General features: G+C 72.1%; 17 protein-coding genes and 2 pseudogenes. 10 read left to right on the forward strand and 9 right to left on the reverse strand.

All coding sequences use genetic code 11. The features are described 5' to 3' along the window. Positions 1–71: 71 nt before the first annotated feature. Entirely contained in the window at positions 72–674 is a 603-nt protein-coding gene (locus JYK17_RS31535) for a hypothetical protein (protein WP_108008015.1), read from the reverse strand. Between the two features lie 79 nt (positions 675–753). On the opposite strand from JYK17_RS31535, the gene JYK17_RS31540 reads away from it, so the two are divergent. From JYK17_RS31540 to JYK17_RS31550, 3 genes are all read left to right on the forward strand, one after another. Next, positions 754–1,827, forward strand: a complete 1,074-nt coding sequence (locus tag JYK17_RS31540; protein WP_222811702.1) for a sialidase family protein — start codon at positions 754–756, stop codon at positions 1,825–1,827. 37 nt (positions 1,828–1,864) lie between these two features. Further along, positions 1,865–2,581 (forward strand): NADPH-dependent F420 reductase, encoded by a 717-nt coding sequence (gene npdG / locus JYK17_RS31545; protein WP_108008017.1) that lies wholly within the window; start codon positions 1,865–1,867, stop codon positions 2,579–2,581. A gap of 79 nt (positions 2,582–2,660) precedes the next feature. Beyond that, positions 2,661–2,855 (forward strand): hypothetical protein, encoded by a 195-nt coding sequence (locus JYK17_RS31550; protein WP_108008018.1) that lies wholly within the window; start codon positions 2,661–2,663, stop codon positions 2,853–2,855. On the opposite strand, the gene JYK17_RS31555 is transcribed toward JYK17_RS31550, so the two are convergent. Then, positions 2,840–3,607: a site-2 protease family protein gene (locus JYK17_RS31555; RefSeq protein WP_108008019.1), complete on the reverse strand. Its 768-nt coding sequence runs from the start codon at positions 3,605–3,607 to the stop codon at positions 2,840–2,842. The two genes, JYK17_RS31550 and JYK17_RS31555, sit on opposite strands and share 16 nt — an antisense overlap. A gap of 145 nt (positions 3,608–3,752) precedes the next feature. Here JYK17_RS31555 and JYK17_RS31560 point away from each other — a divergent pair, with 145 nt between their 5' ends. Together JYK17_RS31560 and JYK17_RS41300 are read left to right on the forward strand one after the other, a co-directional pair. Then, positions 3,753–7,037, forward strand: a complete 3,285-nt coding sequence (locus JYK17_RS31560) for an AfsR/SARP family transcriptional regulator (RefSeq protein ID WP_234547681.1) — start codon at positions 3,753–3,755, stop codon at positions 7,035–7,037. A 44-nt stretch (positions 7,038–7,081) separates the two neighbouring features. Further along, positions 7,082–7,258 (forward strand): hypothetical protein, encoded by a 177-nt coding sequence (locus JYK17_RS41300; RefSeq protein ID WP_181362363.1) that lies wholly within the window; start codon positions 7,082–7,084, stop codon positions 7,256–7,258. A gap of 19 nt (positions 7,259–7,277) precedes the next feature. Here JYK17_RS41300 and JYK17_RS41395 read toward each other — a convergent pair. Then, a pseudogene (locus JYK17_RS41395) lies at positions 7,278–7,382 on the reverse strand (ABC transporter permease); the annotation flags it as partial. Between the two features lie 141 nt (positions 7,383–7,523). On the opposite strand from JYK17_RS41395, the gene JYK17_RS41310 reads away from it, so the two are divergent. Beyond that, the gene (locus tag JYK17_RS41310) at positions 7,524–7,700 is read left to right on the forward strand and encodes a hypothetical protein (RefSeq protein ID WP_181362363.1); all 177 of its coding nucleotides are present in this window, start codon (positions 7,524–7,526) and stop codon (positions 7,698–7,700) included. Positions 7,701–7,719: 19 nt separating this feature from the next. Here JYK17_RS41310 and JYK17_RS40825 read toward each other — a convergent pair. The 4 genes and pseudogenes from JYK17_RS40825 to panB all read right to left on the reverse strand — a co-directional run. Then, positions 7,720–7,824 (reverse strand): annotated as a pseudogene (locus JYK17_RS40825) (ABC transporter permease); the annotation flags it as partial. A 116-nt stretch (positions 7,825–7,940) separates the two neighbouring features. Beyond that, on the reverse strand, positions 7,941–8,813 hold the full coding sequence (locus JYK17_RS31585; RefSeq protein ID WP_234547679.1) for an ABC transporter permease: 873 nt from the start codon (positions 8,811–8,813) through the stop codon (positions 7,941–7,943). Then, positions 8,810–9,835 carry an ATP-binding cassette domain-containing protein gene (locus JYK17_RS31590; protein ID WP_108008021.1) on the reverse strand — a complete coding sequence of 342 codons (1,026 nt, stop codon included), beginning with the start codon at positions 9,833–9,835 and terminating at the stop codon, positions 8,810–8,812. Before JYK17_RS31590 ends, JYK17_RS31585 begins: the two co-directional genes overlap by 4 nt. Positions 9,836–10,000: 165 nt before the next feature. Then, the gene (gene panB, locus JYK17_RS31595; protein ID WP_128803252.1) at positions 10,001–10,867 is read right to left on the reverse strand and encodes a 3-methyl-2-oxobutanoate hydroxymethyltransferase; all 867 of its coding nucleotides are present in this window, start codon (positions 10,865–10,867) and stop codon (positions 10,001–10,003) included. A gap of 181 nt (positions 10,868–11,048) precedes the next feature. On the opposite strand from panB, the gene JYK17_RS31600 reads away from it, so the two are divergent. The 3 genes from JYK17_RS31600 (at position 11,049) to JYK17_RS31610 (ending at position 14,550) form a co-directional block, all read left to right on the forward strand. After that, positions 11,049–12,638 carry an MFS transporter gene (locus JYK17_RS31600; protein WP_206660199.1) on the forward strand — a complete coding sequence of 530 codons (1,590 nt, stop codon included), beginning with the start codon at positions 11,049–11,051 and terminating at the stop codon, positions 12,636–12,638. Between the two features lie 44 nt (positions 12,639–12,682). After that, on the forward strand, positions 12,683–13,303 hold the full coding sequence (locus JYK17_RS31605; protein WP_108008024.1) for a TetR/AcrR family transcriptional regulator: 621 nt from the start codon (positions 12,683–12,685) through the stop codon (positions 13,301–13,303). Positions 13,304–13,581: 278 nt separating this feature from the next. Further along, complete coding sequence (locus tag JYK17_RS31610) at positions 13,582–14,550, forward strand: endonuclease/exonuclease/phosphatase family protein (RefSeq protein ID WP_372465343.1); 969 nt, start codon at positions 13,582–13,584, stop codon at positions 14,548–14,550. A 34-nt stretch (positions 14,551–14,584) separates the two neighbouring features. Here the strand turns inward: JYK17_RS31610 and JYK17_RS31615 are convergent, their stop codons facing one another. After that, complete coding sequence (locus JYK17_RS31615; RefSeq protein ID WP_222811704.1) at positions 14,585–15,718, reverse strand: FAD-dependent oxidoreductase; 1,134 nt, start codon at positions 15,716–15,718, stop codon at positions 14,585–14,587. Between the two features lie 82 nt (positions 15,719–15,800). Here JYK17_RS31615 and JYK17_RS31620 point away from each other — a divergent pair, with 82 nt between their 5' ends. After that, positions 15,801–16,436 carry a TetR/AcrR family transcriptional regulator gene (locus JYK17_RS31620; RefSeq protein WP_108008026.1) on the forward strand — a complete coding sequence of 212 codons (636 nt, stop codon included), beginning with the start codon at positions 15,801–15,803 and terminating at the stop codon, positions 16,434–16,436. On the opposite strand, the gene JYK17_RS31625 is transcribed toward JYK17_RS31620, so the two are convergent. Continuing rightward, positions 16,426–18,474 (reverse strand): NAD(+) synthase, encoded by a 2,049-nt coding sequence (locus tag JYK17_RS31625; RefSeq protein WP_222811705.1) that lies wholly within the window; start codon positions 18,472–18,474, stop codon positions 16,426–16,428. The genes JYK17_RS31620 and JYK17_RS31625 overlap by 11 nt on opposite strands. Positions 18,475–18,489: the final 15 nt, after the last annotated feature.

Here is an 18,489-nt window from a genome sequence, read left to right on the forward strand (position 1 = left end):
ACTGTTTTTTGGGTGGAGCGGGTGTCGTGCTTTTCGGCGGAGCAGGAGTCCTGCCCGCCTGCCGCCGTGTCCTACCAGCCCGCCGGCGGCGGTGCCGTCAGGTGGTCCGCGAGCCGGGCCAGGCGGTCCCGCAGGCGGCGATGCCCCCGCGTCGTCGGCAGGGCGTTCTCGCCGGCTGCCGCGCTGACCAGGTGCTGGACGGTGTCCAGGTCGAGTTCGGAGCCGTCCGGGACGGGCAGGGACTCGTGGGCCATCGAGACGAGGTCGTCCTCGTGCGGACCGAGGGCCAGCACCGTGGTTCCCGCCCGGCGTGCGTCGTGGACCCGTTCGAGGAGCGGGGCGCCCGGCACGCCCTGCGACACCACGAGCAGCGTCTCGCCCCGCCGGGCCGCCGCCAGCCGTCCGAGGCCGACCGCCAGATGCGCGGGGTCCGAGGGGCGCGCGTCGTGCCGTACGAGGGTCGGGGCCAGCTCCGGGGTCCCCGACCACGCGGCCTCGTCCACCAGATGGGCCGCCAGATGCCAGGGCTCGTACTCCTGCGTGCCCACCAGCAGCAGCCCGCCGCCGTGCGACACCACCGATCCGCGCAGCGCCCCCGCGAACCGCCGGGTGGCCTCCAACCACTCGGTCCCGGCGAGCACTTCGCGCAGAAGCGCGACCCGTACGGCGTCCATGCGCAGGCATCCTGCACCAATCGGGCAGTCGTGACCGGGAGTTCACCGTGAATTCGCCTGGCCGGGGGACGGACGGCCCATGACCGAAGTCACCGTCCCCTTCCGCGCGGGCCGTGCGGGATACGCCAGTTACCGGATCCCCGCGGTGGTCACGACCGCCGAGGGCACGCTCCTCGCCTTCTGCGAGGGCCGCGTCGCCTCCGCGAGCGATCACGGTCGCATCGACATCGTGCTCAGGCGTTCGACGGACGGCGGCCGCACCTGGGGCCCGCTGACGGTCGCCGCGAGCAACGGCACCGCTCTCGCGGGCAACCCCGCGCCCGTCGCCCTCGACACCGGCCGCGTCCTCCTCGTCCACGTCCGCTCGGCGGCCGCCGCCTCGGAGGACCTGATCGTGCGCGGCAGGGTGACGGACGCCGACGGGCGCCGGGTGTGGGTGCGGCACAGCGACGACGAGGGCGTCACCTGGTCGGCCCCGAAGGAGATCACCCGGCAGGTGAAGAAGGCCGGCTGGCGCTGGTACGCCACCACGCCCGGCCACGGGATCCAGCTGAGCACCGGCCGGGTCGTCGTCCCCGGCAACCACACCCTGCCGCCGACCGGCACCGACGTAGGCAACGAGGGCAAGTACAACGGCGGCCACTGCCTGCTCAGCGACGACCGGGGCGAGACCTGGTCGCTCGGCTACGTCGACGACGACACCGACGGATACATCAACGTCAACGAGACCACCGCCGCCGAACTCCCGGGCGGCGACGTCTACTTCAACACCCGCAGCGACTCCGCGCCCCCCGGCAACCGCGCCGACGCCCGCTCCACCGACGGCGGCCGGACCCTCAGCACCCGCTTCCGCCCGCAGGCCGGCCTGGAGGGCCCCGTCTGCCAGGGCAGCCTGCTGCAACTGCGCGACCCCGACATCCTGCTGTTCTCCGGACCCGCCTGCCCCTCCGCCCGCGCCCTGATGACCGTGCGCGCCTCGACCGACGACGGCGTCACCTGGCGCCCGGCGCTCACCGCGGACGGCCTGCCCGCCGCCTACTCGGACCTCGTCCGCCTCGACGCCTCCACCGTCGGACTTCTCTACGAGACGGGGGACTTCGGGGCGTACGAACGGATCGTCTTCCGGAGGCTGCCCGTGACGCGGCTCACCTGATCCGCCGGGGTGCTGCGGCCGGACGTAAAGTCGGCCCATGACCTCTACCGACAGTGCCGCACAGACCCCCGCGAAGGCCCCCGCCAAGGACCCCTGGGACCTCCCCGACGTCTCCGGGCTCGTCGTCGGCGTGCTCGGCGGGACCGGGCCGCAGGGCAAGGGGCTGGCCTACCGGCTGGCCAAGGCAGGCCAGAAGGTGATCATCGGTTCGCGGGCCGCCGAGCGCGCGCAGGCCGCCGCCGGTGAACTCGGGCACGGCATCGAGGGCGCCGACAACGCCGAGTGCGCGCGCCGCAGCGACGTCGTGATCGTGGCCGTGCCGTGGGACGGCCACGGCAAGACGCTCGAAGGGCTGCGCGAGGAGCTGGCGGGCAAGCTGGTCGTCGACTGCGTCAACCCGCTCGGCTTCGACAAGAAGGGCGCCTACGCCATCAAGCCGGACGAGGGCAGCGCCGCCGAGCAGGCCGCCGCCCTGCTGCCCGACTCCCGGGTCACCGCCGCCTTCCACCACCTGTCGGCGGTCCTGCTGCAGGACCCGGAGATCGACGAGATCGACACCGATGTGATGGTCCTCGGCGAGGTGCGCGCCGACGTCGAGACCGTGCAGGCGCTCGCCGGGCGCATCCCCGGCATGCGCGGCGTCTTCGCCGGCCGGCTGCGCAACGCCCACCAGGTGGAGTCGCTGGTCGCGAACCTGATCTCGGTCAACCGGCGGTACAAGGCGCACGCCGGACTCCGTGTGACCGACGTGTGAGCGCGTGGGGGACACTGGAGGGCGTAGCAGTGTCCCCCCAGCCCGCCGACAGCCGGGCCGCCGACAGGAGCCGACCGTCATGCCCCGCCTTGGCATCTATGCCTTGATCGTCTTCGTCCTCGCCGTGGCCGCGGCCGTCGTCTCCTTCGCGCAGGGCAGCTGGCTGGGGATCGTCTGGATCCTGCTGGCGGGACTGTCCAGCAACATGTGCTGGTACTACCTCAAGCGCGGCCGGGCCGAGCAGCGCACCGGGGCCGCCTACCAGAAGCGGTAGAGGCTGTAGCCGAACGAGGTGTCCCAGTCGCTGACGCCGAGTCCGCGCAGGATCGCGTCGACCAGGTCGAAGAAGACCGAGTTGATCGACGGCACCCACAGCAGCGCGAACACGAACAGCAGGCCGAACTGCGCGAAGGGCTCCACCTGCCGCTTGACGTTGTACGACAGCCAGGGCTCGACGATGCCGTAGCCGTCCAGGCCCGGCACGGGCAGGAAGTTCAGGATCGCCGCGCTGACCTGGAGCAGGGCGAGGAACGCGAGGGCGTAGCGGAAGTCGCCCGGCACGCCGTCCAGGGCGTGCAGCCAGAACGGCGCCGTGCACACGGCCGCGAACAGGACGTTCGTCAGCGGGCCCGCGGCCGAGATCAGGCTGTGCCGCCACTTGCCCCGGATGCGGTCACGCTCGATGAAGACGGCACCGCCGGGCAGCCCGATGCCGCCCATGATCACGAAGATCACCGGGAGCACGATGCTCAGCAGCGCGTGCGTGTACTTCATCGGGTTCAGGGTGAGATAGCCCTTCGCGCCGATCGTGATGTCGCCGCTGTGCAGGGCCGTTCGCGCGTGCGCGTACTCGTGCAGGCACAGCGAGACGACCCAGGCCGCCGTCACGAACAGGAACACGGCCACGCCCGGCTGCTCGGCGAACCCGGTCCAGGTGGCCCAGCCCGTCACCGCCGTGACGGCCAGTATCCCGAGGAAGACGGGACTGACCCTCCGGTCGCTGCGGCTGGTGGTGGCGGTGGTCATGGGGCTCCCTGAACAGTACGGGTCCACGGTGGGACTGCCCGACGGTACCGGGCGCAGAGGGAAAACGTCTCGCGAGGGTGCGACGGTTCCGCCCCGCCGACCGAACCCCGTGACCGTCCGCGACACGAGCGGGGACAATGGGCCCGTGCGCTATCGCATCCTCGGCACCACTCAGGCGCTCCACCCCGACGGCACCCCCCTCCAGGTCGGCGGGGCGCGGCTGCGTGCCCTGCTGACCGTGCTCGCCCTGCGGGCGGGCCGCACCGTACCGGTGAGTGTGCTGGTCGACGACGTGTGGGACGGCGATCCGCCCGCGGACGCGGCGGGCGCGCTGCAGGCCCTGGTCGGCCGGCTGCGCCGGACCCTGGGCGCGGACGCCGTCGCCTCCGGCGAGGGCGGCTACCGGCTCGCCGCCCGGCCCGACGACGTCGACCTGCACCGTTTCGAGCGGCGGACCGGTGAGGGGGTGCGCGCGCTCGCCGACGGCGACCCCGCCAAGGCGGCCGTCGTGCTGGACGACGCGCTCGCCCTGTGGCGCGGCCCCGCCCTCGCCGACCTGCCCGACCGCACTGCCGAGGCGGCCCGTTGGGACGCCCGCCGGCTCGACGCCCTGCGCGCCCGCCACACCGCCGCGCTCGCCCTGGGCCACGCCGAGCAGTCCCTGCCCGAGCTGACCGCCCTGTGCGACACCCACCCCCTCGACGAGCCCCTGCAGGCGCTGCGGCTGCGCGCGCTGCGCGACGCGGGCCGCACGGCTCAGGCACTGGCCGCGTTCGAGGACGTACGGCTGCTCCTCGCGGACCGGCTGGGCTCCGACCCCGGGCCCGAACTGACCGCGCTGCACGGCGAGTTGCTGAACGGGAGCGCCAGGACCGCCCCGGTGGAGCCGCCCGCCGCCGCACCGGCCGCCACGGCCGCCGCCGCGCCCCCCGGCAACCTCCGGGCCCGGCTGACCTCCTTCGTCGGCCGCGAGGCCGACATCGATGCCATCCGCCAGGACCTCGCAGCGGCCCGTCTGGTGACGCTGCTCGGACCCGGCGGGGCGGGCAAGACCCGGCTGTCGCAGGAGGCCGCCGAGACCGTGCGCCACGCCTCCCGCGACGGGGTGTGGCTCGCCGAACTCGCCCCCGTCGACGACCCGAAGGCCGTACCGGAAGCCGTCCTGACCGCCCTCGGCGCCCGCGAGACCGTGCTCTACGGCGCCGGGGCCGAGGCCATGCGCGCCGGCAGCGACCGGCACGACGATCCCCTGGAGCGGCTCGCCGAGCACTGCGGCAGGCGCCGCATGCTGATCGTCCTCGACAACTGCGAGCATGTCGTCGACGCCGCTGCCCACCTCGTCGAGGAACTGCTGGAGCGCTGCCCGGGGCTGACGGTGCTCGCCACCAGTCGTGAACCGCTGGGCGTACCGGGGGAGTTGGTGCGCCCGGTGGAGCCGCTGCCGGAGCCGGTGGCGCTGCGGCTGCTTGCCGACCGGGGAGCAGCCGCGCGCCCCGGCTTCCGGGTCGAGGAGGACCCCGAGGCGTGCGCCGAGATCTGCCGACGGCTCGACGGGCTCCCGCTCGCCATCGAACTCGCCGCCGCCCGGCTGCGGATGCTCACCCCACGGCAGATCGCCGACCGGCTCGACGACCGCTTCCGGCTGCTCACCTCCGGCAGCCGTACGGTCCGGCCCCGCCAGCAGACCCTGCGCGCGGTCGTCGACTGGTCCTGGGACCTGCTCGACGAGGACGAACGGGAGGTACTGCGCCGCCTGTCGGTGTTCGCCGGCGGCTGCGACCTGGCCGCCGCCGAGGCCGTCTGCGGACCCGCGGCCCTCGACGCGCTGGGCTCCCTGGTCGACAAGTCCCTGGTGGTGGCCGCCCCTTCGGGCGACGGGGAGATGCGCTACCGGCTGCTGGAGACCGTCGGCGAGTACGCGGGCGAACGCCTGGCCGAGGCGGACGGGCAGCGCGAGGCGGGCCGGGCCCACCGCACGTACTTCCGCGAACTCGCCCGCCGCACCGACCCGTTGCTGCGCGGCTCCGACCAACTCGCCGCCATCCGGACCCTGGAGCGCGAGTACGAGAACCTGCGCACCGCCCTGCGGCACGCCGTCGCCGAGGGCGACGAGCAGGAGGGGATCTGCCTGGTGCTGTCGCTGGCCTGGTACTGGCAGATGCGCGATCTGCGCATCGAGGCCCGCAACTGGTCGCGCGAGGTGCAGGCCCTCGGCCCCGACCCGTTCACCGAGCCCGCACGCCCCGCCGTGCCCGTCTGGGAGCGCTGCACGGACACCCCGCCGCCGTGGACCGGTGAACTGCTCGAAGAGGCCCGGCGCGGCCTGCACCTGGTCCATCTCGCCTGCATGGACACCGAGTTGGAGGCCTGGCAGACCCCGCAGGCACAGGCGAAGCTGCGCACCATCGCCGACACCTACACCCCGGGACTTCCGCAGACCTGCCGCAGTCCCGGCTCCCTGTGGTTCTACGCCGTCATGCTCACCGCCGACATGCCCCGGCTGCGTGAGCTCATCGAGGCCACCGTGCGCACCTGCCGGGCCACGCCCGGGTACGAGTGGGAGCTCGCCGCGAGTCTGCAGATGCGGGCCAACCTGCTCGCCAACCGCAGCGACTGGGCGGGCGACGCGACCCGGGACGCCGACGAGTCGCTGGAGATCTACCGCCGGATCGGGGATCTGTGGGGCACGGCGGAGGCGCTCTCCGCGCGCGGCGAGTCCAACGAGAAGCAGGGCCGCTGGCGTGCCGCCGCCGACGACTACGAGCGGGCGATCGAGCACGCCGAGCGCCTCGGCGCCCGCGCCCAGGTGGCCGTGCTCAACGCCCGGCTCGGCGCCGCGCTGCTGGAGGCGGGCGAGACCGAGCGCGGCGAGCGGCTGCTGCACGAGGTGATCGACCAGCAGGAGGGCTACGCCAACGAGGCGATGCCCGCAGCGAGGATGTTCCTGGCGGGCCGCTACGGCCTGACCGGCCGCATCCCCGAGGCACGCGAGGAACTGCGGCTGCTGCGCGAGCAGTTCAAGATCGCGCACTTCGTCGTCTTCGACGCGTTCCTGCTCGGCATGGAGGCCTGGCTGGACGCCGCCGACGGCCGCTACGAGGAGTCCCTGGCCAAGGTCCGCCAGGCGCTGGAGCGGGCCGGCGATCCGCTCTCGGAGGCCATAGCGCCCTCGATGCGCTCCACCTATCTGACCGTCGCGGCCATCGCCCTCACCGGGGCCGACGGCGGCCGCCGCGCCCGGGACGCCGCCCGAGCCCTCGGCGCCGCGGCCCGCTTCCTGCCGCCCGGCCACGTCCCCTCCTGCCTGGAGCGCGAGACCCGCGAGCGGGCGGAGGCAGGCACCCGCGCCGCGCTCGGCGAGGAGGCGTACGAGGCCGCGTACGCGCAGGGCGGCGGCCTCTCCCCGGAGGAGGCCACCGCCCTGGTCTGACGCGCGATCGAGGCGAACGTCAGCTTTTGGTGCGGAACTTGTGGATGGCGTACGGCGCCGCCACCGCGGTGATCGCCGGCGACCGGCCCAGCGTGACCCACGGGTGGTGTGCGACCGGGCCGCCACCCTCAGCCCGCGCCCTGCTCGGCGAGGAGGCGTACGAGGCCGCGTACGCGCAGGGCGGCGGCCTCTCCCCGGAGGAGGCCACCGCCCTGGTCTGACGCGCGATCGAGGCGAACGTCAGCTTTTGGTGCGGAACTTGTGGATGGCGTACGGCGCCGCCACCGCGGTGATCGCCGGCGACCGGCCCAGCGTGACCCACGGGTGGTGTGCGACCGGGCCGCCACCCTCAGCCCGCGCCCTGCTCGGCGAGGAGGCGTACGAGGCCGCGTACGCGCAGGGCGGCGGCCTCTCCCCGGAGGAGGCCACCGCCCTGGTCTGACGCGCGATCGAGGCGAACGTCAGCTTTTGGTGCGGAACTTGTGGATGGCGTACGGCGCCGCCACCGCGGTGATCGCCGGCGACCGGCCCAGCGTGACCCACGGGTGGTGTGCGACCGGGCCGCCACCCTCAGCCCGCGCCCTGCTCGGCGAGGAGGCGTACGAGGCCGCGTACGCGCAGGGCGGCGGCCTCTCCCCGGAGGAGGCCACCGCCCTGGTCTGACGCGCGATCGAGGCGAACGTCAGCTTTTGGTGCGGAACTTGTGGATGGCGTACGGCGCCGCCACCGCGGTGATCGCCGGCGACCGGCCCAGCGTGACCCACGGGTGGTGTGCGACCGGGCCGCCACCCTCAGCCCGCGCCCTGCTCGGCGAGGAGGCGTACGAGGCCGCGTACGCGCAGGGCGGCGGCCTCTCCCCGGAGGAGGCCACCGCCCTGGTCTGACGCGCGCCCATGGCGAACGTCAGCTCTTGGTGCGGAACTTGTGGATGGCGTACGGCGCCGCCACCGCCGTGATGGCGAGGGACCAGCCCAGCGTCACCCACAGGTCGTGCGCGACCGGGCCGCCCACCATGAGCCCGCGCGCCGCGTCGGCGAGCGTGGACAGCGGGTTGTAGTCGGTGAAGGCCTGCAGCCAGCCCGGCATCGACTTCGTCGGCGCGAAGATCGACGAGCCGAACTGCAGCGGGAAGAGCACAAGGAACCCCATCGCCTGCACGGACTGAGCGTTCTTCAGGACCACGCCCAGGGTGAGGAACACCCACATGATGGAGGAGGCGAACACCGCGGACAGGCCGACGGCGGCGAACAGGCCGGCCCAGTGGTGGATGTCGAACCCGACCAGCACGGCGACGATCATCAGCACGGTGGTCGCGAACAGCATCCGCACCAGTTCCACCGAGATCTTCGCGAACAGCACCGAGCCGCGCCCGATCGGCAAGGACCGGAAGCGGTCCATGACACCGGAGTTGAAGTCCTGGCTGAAGCCGGTGCCGACGCCCTGGGAGAGCGTCATGCTCATCATCGCGATCATGCCCGGGATGACGTACTGGACGTACCCGTCCTGACCGCCGCCCAGGGCCTGGCCGATCGAGCCGCCGAAGACGTAGACGAACAGCAGGGTGAAGACGACCGGCATCAGCAGCGCGTCGAACATCGACTCCGGGTCCTGCTTGATCCACAGCAGGTTGCGGCGGACCAGGGCCCCGGTGTGGCGCAGATGGCCGCGCAGCGGGATACGGGCGTCGGCAACGGCGGCCGGGGCGGTGGCGGTGTTCGAGGGGGCGGCGCGGAGCGCCTCGTTCAGGGTGGCGGTGGGTGACGGGCGGGAACTCATACGGCGACCTCCTCGCGGGTCTCGGTGGGGACGGTGTCCTGCGGGGCACTGGCGCGGTGGCCGGTGAGCGAGAGGAACACCTCGTCCAGGCTGGGCAGTTCGGTGGTGATGGAGCCGAGGGTGATGCCGCGCGACATGATCACGCCGACCACGGCGGTCAGCTGCTCGTCGCTGAGGATCGGCACGAGCACGGAGCCGCTCTCGGCGTCGACGGTGGTGGTGGCGAGCCCGGTGATGCCGAGCTCGTCGAGGGCGCCGGCGAGCGGCTCCAGCTGCAGCCGGTCCGCGGGCCGCACCCGCAGCGTCCGCCCGCCGACCTTGGCCTTCAGCTCGTCGATGGCACCGCCCGCGATGACCTTTCCGCGGTCCACCACGGTCAGCTCGGAGGCGAGCTGCTCGGCCTCCTCCATGTACTGGGTGGTGAGCAGCACGGTCACGCCGTCGCCGACCATCCTCTTCACCTCGCCCCACACCTCGTTGCGGGTACGGGGGTCGAGGCCCGTGGTCGGCTCGTCGAGGAAGAGCACCTGGGGCCGGCCGATCATCGAGGCGGCGAGGTCGAGGCGGCGCCGCATACCGCCGGAGTAGGTGCTCGCGGGCCGCTTGGCGGCGTCCGTGAGCGAGAACCGCTCCAGCAGCTCGTCGGCACGCGCGCGGGCGTCCTTGCGCGGCAGGTCGAGCAGCCGCCCGATCATGTAGAGGTTCTCCCAGCCGGGGAGCTTCTCGTCGACCGAGGCGTACTGCCCGGTCAGTCCTATCACCCGGCGCAGCTGTCGCGGCTGCCGCAGCACGTCGTACCCGGCGACGGTCGCCTCGCCCGCGGTCGGGCTGAGCAGGGTGGACAGAATCCGCACGAGGGTGGTCTTGCCGGCCCCGTTCGGCCCGAGCACACCCATCACGGTGCCCTCGCGCACGTCCAGGTCGACGCCGTCCAGCGCCTTGGTCTCGCCGTAGTGCTTGACCATCCCCCGCACGGTGACGGCGATGCCGTCGTCACTGGCGTTGTTGTCGATTCGCGTCATGGAACAGACAGTGCCAGCTCCCACCGACAAACCACCGACACGTCGCCGACAGCGCCGGGCCCGCGCCGACAGGCCGCCGACAGGACGGCAGCCCGCCGACGGGGGACGATCGGCGGGCTGCCTCTGTACCGCGGTGGTCCAGGTGAACCGGGGGAGCCGGATGCGCTAGTGGACGCTGTGCTCCTCGGTGGGGAACGTGCCGCCGACGACGTCCTCGGCGTACGCCTTCACCGCGTCGCCCATGACCTCGCGCAGGGCGGCGTACTTCTTGACGAACTTCGGGACCCGGCCCGTGGTCAGCCCGAGCATGTCGGTCCACACCAGGACCTGGGCGTCGGTCTCGGGCCCGGCGCCGATGCCGACGGTCGGGATGTGCAGCACCCGGGTCACCTCGGCGGCCAGCTCCGCCGGCACCAGCTCCAGCACGACCGCGAACGCGCCCGCGTCCTGGACGGCCTTGGCGTCGCGCAGCAGCTGCTGGGCGGCCTCCTCGCCGCGGCCCTGGACGCGGTAGCCCATGGCGTTGACGGACTGCGGGGTCAGGCCGATGTGGGCCATGACCGGGATGCCGGACTCCACCAGGAGGCGGATCTGTTCGTGCGAGCGCTCGCCGCCCTCCAGCTTGACCGCGCCCACACCGGCGTCCTTGACCAGCCGGGTCGCCGAGCGCAGCGCCTGCACCGGGCCCTCCTGGTAGGAGCCGAAGGGCAGGTCGCCGACGATCAGGGCGCGCTGGGTACCGCGCACCACGGCGGCCGACAGCATGGTCATCTCGTCCATGGTGACGGGCACGGTCGTCTCGTAGCCGAGGTGGCAGTTGCCCGCCGAGTCGCCGACGAGGAGCACCGGGATGCCGGCCTCGTCGAAGACCGACGCGGTCATCGCGTCGTAGGCGGTGAGCATGGGCCACTTCTCGCCGCGTTCCTTGGCGAGGGCGATGTCGCGAACGGTGATGCGGCGTGTGCCCTTGCCCCCGTACAGCGCCTTGCTGCCGTCGGAGGGCTTCGCGTGGGCAGCCGAAAGCTGCGTCATGGCAACGCTCCTTCAGTCATCTCGAGGCGCCCTGACGGCGTCCCCGGATCACGTCCATGGTGGCACCTCGTGCCGACCCGAGCCAAGGGGACCTGCGTCACGCATGACATCACGTAAGAGGTGAGTAAAAAGATTTACGATACGGGACGGTCTCGTATCTTAATTCTCTAGTCTGGACCGCATGACCACTCCACCTGCCACCGCCTCGCGGATCCCCGAAGAGGTGCACCGGCGCCGCTGGGCGATCCTCGGTGTGCTGATGCTGAGCCTGCTGATCGTGGTGCTCGACAACTCGATCCTCAACGTCGCCATCAAGACGATCTCCACCCCGGCTCCCGTCGGCCTCGGCGCCACGCAGAGCGAACTGGAGTGGGCGATCAACGCCTACACCCTCGTCTTCGCCGGCCTGCTGTTCACCGCGGGCCTGATCGGCGACCGGGTGGGCCGCAAGAAGGTGCTGCTCGGCGGGCTCGTCGTGTTCGGCGTCGGCTCCGCGCTGGCCGCCGAGTCCGGCTCGCCGACCCAGCTCATCGCCTACCGTGCGCTGATGGCGCTCGGTGCCGCCTTCGTCATGCCGGCCACCCTCGCCGTCCTCATGAACGTCTTCGAGCGCGAGGAGCAGCCCAAGGCCATCGGCATGTGGGCCGGCGGAGTCGGCCTCGCCATCGCCATCGGCCCGATCACCGGCGGACTCCTTCTCGACCACTTCTGGTGGGGCTCGGTCTTCCTGGTCAACGTCCCGATCGTCATTCTCGCGCTCGTGCTGATGGTCTGGCTGGTGCCCGACTCCCGCGACCCGCGGCCCGGCCGCCTCGACCCGGTCGGCGTGGTGCTGTCCGTCATCGGCCTGGTCCTGCTCGTCTACGGCATCATCAAGGGCGGCGAACTCGCCGACTTCACCGACGCCAAGGTGCTCGCGACCATCGTCGCCGGGCTCGTCGTGCTCGCCGCCTTCGTCGTGTACGAGAAGCGCAGCGACCACCCGTCGCTGGACGTCACCTACTTCAAGAACAAGGTGTTCTCGGCCGCGATGGCCGCCATAGCGCTGGTCTTCTTCGCGCTGATGGGCGTGACCTTCTTCTCCGTCTTCTACATGCAGAGCGTGCGCGGCTACTCGCCGCTGCAGACCGGTGCGCTGATGCTGCCGCTGGCCGCCGCGCAGCTGATCTTCGCGCCGCGGGCCCGGTTGCTGGTCGACCGGTTCGGCAACAAGGTGACCACCGGCGGCGGCCTGCTGCTGCTCGCGGCCATGCTCGCCGCCTTCGCCGGCTTCGAGAAGGACACCCCGATCTGGCTCCTGGAGATCATCTTCTTCCTCATGGGCACCGGCATGGCGCACGTGATGACCCCCACCAGCGTGGTCATCATGCAGGCCCTGCCGCGCGAGAAGGCGGGCTCCGCCTCCGCGCTCAGCAACACCTTCCGCCAGGTCGGCGGCGCGCTCGGCATCGCCATCCTCGGCTCGGTGCTCTCGACGGCGTACCGCTCCGGCATCGAGGACAAGCTCGGCCTGCTGCCGGCCGGCCTGCGCGACACGGCCGGCGAGTCCATCGAGGCCACGCTCGGTGTCGCCGCGAAGCTCGGCCCGCGGGGCAACGGCCTCATCACCCCGGCCGACGACGCCTTCCTGCACGCCATGCACGTCACCGCGCTGTGCGGCACCGGGGTCGCACTGATCGGCGCGCTGGTGGTCTTCCTCTTCCTGCCCGGCAAGCCGGCCGCCCCGCAGAAGGGCGAGGAGAAGCAGGAGTTGGTGGCTGCCGCGGACTGACCTCGCCGCACAACGGGGGCAGTTGAGCGAAGGGATGGAGTGAAGTGAGCCTCGCCGACAGCCAAGCAGATCAGGGCACCGCGCCGGCCCGCGGGCGCCCGCGGAGCGAGGCGGTGGAACGGGCCATCATCGAGGGCGTGATGAAGCTCCTCGAGGACGGCGTTCCGCTCGCCGACCTGTCCATCGAGCGCATCGCCCGCACCGCGGGCGTCGGCAAGGCCACCATCTACCGCCGCTGGAGCGGCAAGGAGGAACTCTTCGTCGACGTCGTGCGCACGGCCGAGCCCCCGGACCCCGAACTGCCCGGCAACTCGATGCGCGACGACCTCGTGGCCCTTCTCGAACAGCTGCGCCAACGCGGTGTGATGACCCGTACGTCGGCGCTGCTGCACAACGTCTTCGCCCAGATGAAGAGCAGCCCGCGGATCTGGGCCGCCTACCACGCCAACGTCGTCGAGCCGCGGCGCAGGCTCCAGGTCGAGATCCTGCGCCGCGGACAGGCCAACGGCGAACTGCGCACGGACGTCGACGTGGAGCTGATGAACGACATGTTCGTCGGCCCGATGCTGCTGCGCAGCGTCATGCGCGCGGACGCCGATCTGCCCGAGGGCCTGTCGGAGGAGATCGTCGACACGCTGCTCGAAGGGCTACGGCCCGTCATCTGACCGTCTCTCCGGCCCGAATATGCGCGTTCCGTCACAGAGGACCTTTCGGCACGCGCATCCGGAACTCCTCACCCCGACTTCTTCGTCCCACTGCCCGTACGGCCGTCATGGGACGGCAGGATCGGAGCCGATCATCCCCTAGGGTCGTAGACACGAGGGGCGGACGGTGTGCACGGCAGGCAGTGAGGCGACGCGGTATGGCGCAGCAGGCGTACATGACGGAGACCGACAACGGCGGCTCGGGGCCCGAGCGCCGGGGAAACGGGTTCCGGCGCCTGATGGTCCGTCTGCTGTCCGGATGGCGGGGCGACCCGAGAATCTGGCGCCGCGGCCTGGTGACCGCGGCGATCGCGGTGCTCCTCGGTCTGGTGATGCTGCTGCACGCGCGCATCCCCAACAGGATCGGCAACCTGGGCAGTCTCACCGAGACCTTCCTGCCCTGGCTCGGCGTGCTGATCCCGCTCCTGCTGCTGGTCGCGCTGGTGCGGAAATCGGCCGTGGCGCTGATCGCGCTGGTGGTGCCGGTCGCCGCGTGGCTGAACCTCTTCGGCGGCCTGCTCACCGACAGGACCGGCGCCGGCGGTGACCTCACCGTGGCCACGCACAACGTCAACGCCGACAACCCCGACCCGTCCGGCACCGCCCGCGACGTGGCCGCCTCCGGCGCGGACGTGGTGGCCCTGGAGGAGCTGAAGGCATCCGTCGTTCCGGTGTACGAGAAGGCGCTCGCCCCGACGTACAGGTACCACTCGGTGCAGGGCACCGTCGGGCTGTGGAGCAAGTACCCGATGAGCGGCGTCAAGGCGGTCGACATCCGGCTCGGCTGGACCCGTGCGATGCGCGCCACGGTCGCCACCCCCAAGGGCCCGGTCGCGTTCTACGTCGCCCACCTGCCCTCGGTGCGGGTGAAGCTGGAGGCCGGGTTCACGGCCCGGCAGCGCGACACCAGCGCCGACGCGCTCGGCGAGGCCATCGCCCATGAGCCGCTCGAGCGCAAGGTGTTGCTCGGCGATCTGAACGGCACCATGAACGACCGCTCCCTGAACGCGGTCACCTCCCAGATGCGCTCCACCCAGGGCGCCGCGGGCAACGGCTTCGGCTTCAGCTGGCCGGCCTCGTTCCCGATGGCGCGCATCGACCAGATCATGGTCCAGGGCGTCGACCCGGTGACCTCGTGGACGCTCCCCGCCACGGGAAGCGACCACCTCCCGATCGCGGCGCGCGTGAACCTGGGCAGCGGTTCGTAGTCCCGCCCCCGAGGCGCCTGCCAGTTGATGCCGTTCAGGCCCGGTCCGCGGTGGCGAAGTCGGGCAGGTCCGTGGACAGCAGCCCGGTGGTGGCGCCGTCGAGGAGCCGGGCCGTCTCGGTGGAGCGGGGCACCATGGTCCGCTCGTAGACACGGATGGCCTCGCCGACGGTTCCGGAGTGCGCGACGGCCAGGGCGAGTTCGCAGGCGTCGAGCATGGCGAGGTTGACGCCGACGCCGAGCGGGGGCATGAGATGGGCGGCGTCACCGAGCAGGGTGACGGTGGGGTTCTGCTCCCAGGTGTGCGGCACCGGCAGGGCGAAGATCGGGCGGTCGGCGTAGGGGCCGTCGTTGCCGTCGATCAACTCCCGCATACGGGGCGACCAGTGGGCGTAGCGCTCCAGCAGGAGGCGGCGGATGCCGTCGGTGTCATCGGGCGTCAGGCCGACGGCGGTGATCCAGTCGGCGGGGAGCTGCTGGATGACGTAGACGCGGATGTGGTTGCCGCTGTTGCGCTGGGCGAAGAGGGCGCGCTCTCCGTCGGCCGCCGCGGCGCTGCCCTGGCCGACGAGTTCGGCGACGCGGGGGTGCCGCTCGTCGACGTCGTCGAAGCGGGCCTCCAGGAAGGTGACGCCGGTGTATCGGGGGGTGGCGGGGGAGACGGCCCGGCGGACCGTGGACCAGGCGCCGTCCGCGCCGATGACGAGATCCGCCTCGACGGTGCTGCCGTCGGTGAAGTGCAGGGTGCGCGGTCCCTCATCGGGGCCGGAGACCTTCGTGAGGGTGTGGCCCCAGCGCACGGTGTCCGGGGCGAGGGAGTCGAGCAGCAGGTCGCGCAGGTGGCCGCGGTCGATCTCGGGCTTGAACTGCTCGCCCTCGTCGGGGAGATGGTGGAAGAGCGTCGTGCCGGCCGTGTCCAGTTGGCGCATCTCCTGGCCCTCCGGGCGGGCCAGCCGGAAGAAGGCGTCCAGCAGTCCGGCCTCGCGCAGGGCGATCTGGCCGTTGTCGGCGTGCAGGTCCAGGGTGCCGCCCTGGTCGCGGGCGTCGGGCCCGGCGTCGCGGTCGTGGACGGTGGCGGTGATGCCGTGCCGCTGGAGGATACGGGCGCAGGTCAGGCCGCCGGGACCGGCGCCGACGATGGCGATGCGGGGAGCAGGGGTGGTGTTCATGGCCACAGAAAAGCACACCGAGGCAATAAGTGCAACGACTCAACTTTTGAATCAGGGCAACCTTGGCGGTACGCTGTGCGGCATGTCCGACACCACGACCGACACCGCACCCACCACCGACACCGCACCCGCCGCCGCGCCGGCGCCCCAGGGCCGCCGCGAGCGCAAGAAGGCCGCCACCCGGAAGGCCATCGCGGACGCCGCGCTGCGCCTGTTCCTGGAGCGCGGCTACGACGACGTCGGCATCCGGGAGATCGCGGACGCCGCCGACGTGTCCACCACGACGCTGTTCAAGCACTTCCCGGTCAAGGAGGCCCTCGTCTTCGACGAGGAGGACGACGTGGAGGCGGCCCTGCTCGCCGCGGTGCGCGAGCGGCCCGAGGGACAGTCCGTCCCCGCGGCGCTGCGTGAGCACGCACTGCGCTCCCGGCTCCTCACGGCGGACGGCGACCCCCGCTTCGCGGCCTTCCTCCGCATGGTGAACGACACCCCCGCCCTGCGCGACTACCGCCAGGGCATGTGGCTGCGCCACACCGACGCCCTGGCCCGCGTCATCGCGGAGGAGAGCGGACTTCCCGCGGACGACCCCGCCTGCACCGCCCTCGCCCACTTCGCGCTCGAAGCGCCCCGCGCCGCCCAGGACCACGACGACCCGCGCCGGGCCGTCTCCCGCGCCTTCGAACTGCTGGAGTCGGGCTGGAGCGCGCTCACGCCGTAGCGTCGTCGAAGCGCGCGAGATCCCGTAGCCAGGCCCGTGCGTTGCCGTCCGACGGCGCGCGCCAGTCGCCGCGCGGGGACAGCGAACCGCCCGCCGAGACCTTCGGCCCGTTGGGCATCGCCGACCGCTTGAACTGCGCGAAGGCGAAGAAGCGCTTGCAGAAGACCTCCAACCAGCGCCGGATCTCCGCCAGTTCGTACGCGACCCGCTTGGCGTCGGGGAAGTTCGGCGGCCACTCGCCCGCCTCCGCATCGTGCCAGGCGTGCCAGGCCAGGAAGGCGATCTTCGACGGCCTGAAGCCGTAGCGCAGCACGTGGAAGAGCGTGAAGTCGTGCAGGGCGTACGGGCCGATCTTCGACTCCGTCGACTGCATCTCCTCGCCCGGCACCAGCTCCGGGCTGATCTCGGTGTCCAGGATCGCGGCGAGCGTCTCGCCGGTCTCCTCGTCGAACTGCCCGCTGCTGATGACCCAGCGGATCAGATGCTGGATCAGCGTCTTCGGCACACCCGAGTTGACGTTGTAGTGGCTCATCTGGTCGCCCACGCCGTACGTGGACCAGCCGAGCGCCAGCTCGGAGAGGTCACCGGTGCCGAGCACGATGCCGCCGCGCTGGTTGGCCAGCCGGAACAGGTAGTCGGTGCGCAGACCGGCCTGCACGTTCTCGAAGGTGACGTCGTACACCGGCTCGCCGGAGGCGAAGGGGTGGCCCATCTCCTTCAGCATCAGCCGCGCGGTCGGCGTGATGTCCAGCTCGGCCGCGGTGACACCGAGCGAGTTCATCAGCTTGTGGGCATTGCCCTTGGTGTGGTCGCTGGTGGCGAAGCCGGGCAGCGTCCAGGCCAGGATGTCGCTGCGCGGGCGGCCCGCGCGGTCCATCGCGCGGGCGGCGACGATCAGCGCGTGCGTGGAGTCGAGGCCGCCGGACACCCCGATGACCACCTTCGAGCCACCGATCGCCGCGAGCCGCTGCTGAAGGCCCTCGACCTGGATGTTGTACGCCTCGTAGCAGTCCTGGGCGAGCCGCTCGGCGTCGGCCGGCACGAACGGGAAGCGCTCCAGGCGGCGGCGCAGCCCGAGGTCGGTGGAGGGCGGGTCGAGTTCGAAGGACACCGTGCGGAAGTCGTCGGTGCGCGCTTTGTGCGTACGGCGGTTGTCGTCGAAGGTGCCCATCCGCTGACGCTCCTGGCGCAGCAGGTCGAGGTCCACGTCGGCCACCGCGTACGCGTCGCCGAGCGGGAAGCGCTCGGTCTCGGCCAGCAGCACGCCGTTCTCGTACACCATGGCCTGCCCGTCCCAGGACAGGTCGGTGGTCGACTCGCCGAGGCCGGCCGCCGCGTAGACGTAGGCGGCCAGGCAGCGGGAGGACGCCGAGCGGCACAGCAGCTTGCGGTCCTCGGCCCGTCCCACGGTGATCGGGCTGCCGGAGAGGTTGACCAGGACGGTCGCACCGGCGAGGGCCGCCTCCGCGCTCGGCGGCACCGGCACCCACATGTCCTCGCAGATCTCCGTGTGCAGCACGAGCCCCGGCACGTCGCCCGCCGTGAACAGCAGATCCACGCCGAACGGCACGCTCTCGCCGCCGACCCGGATCGAACCGCCGCGCTCGTCGGCGCCGTCGCCGATCTGGCGGCGCTCGTAGAACTCCCGGTAGTTCGGCGGGTACGACTTCGGCACGACCCCGAGCACGCGGCCGCGGTGCACGAGCACCGCGCAGTTGTAGACCCGGTTGCGGTGGCGCAGCGGCGCGCCGACGACCAGCACCGGCAGCAGACCGGCCGACCCGGCCACCACCTGCGCCAGCGCCGCCTCGACCTCGTCGAGCAGGGCGTCCTGCAGCAGCAGGTCCTCGATCGAGTAGCCGCACAGCCCCAGCTCCGGGAAGACGGCGACGGCGACCCCCTCGTCGGCGCAGCGGCGCGCCTGGCGCAGGACCGCTTCGGCGTTGGCCCGCGGGTCCGCGATGACGGTGTGACCCGTGCACGCGGCGATCCGTGCGAAGCCGTGCTGATAGATGGACCAGAACTTCGAGTCAGCCACCCGCCCAGTGTAATC

Source organism: Streptomyces plumbidurans, from assembly GCF_019857225.1.
Classification (GTDB): domain Bacteria; phylum Actinomycetota; class Actinomycetes; order Streptomycetales; family Streptomycetaceae; genus Streptomyces; species Streptomyces plumbidurans.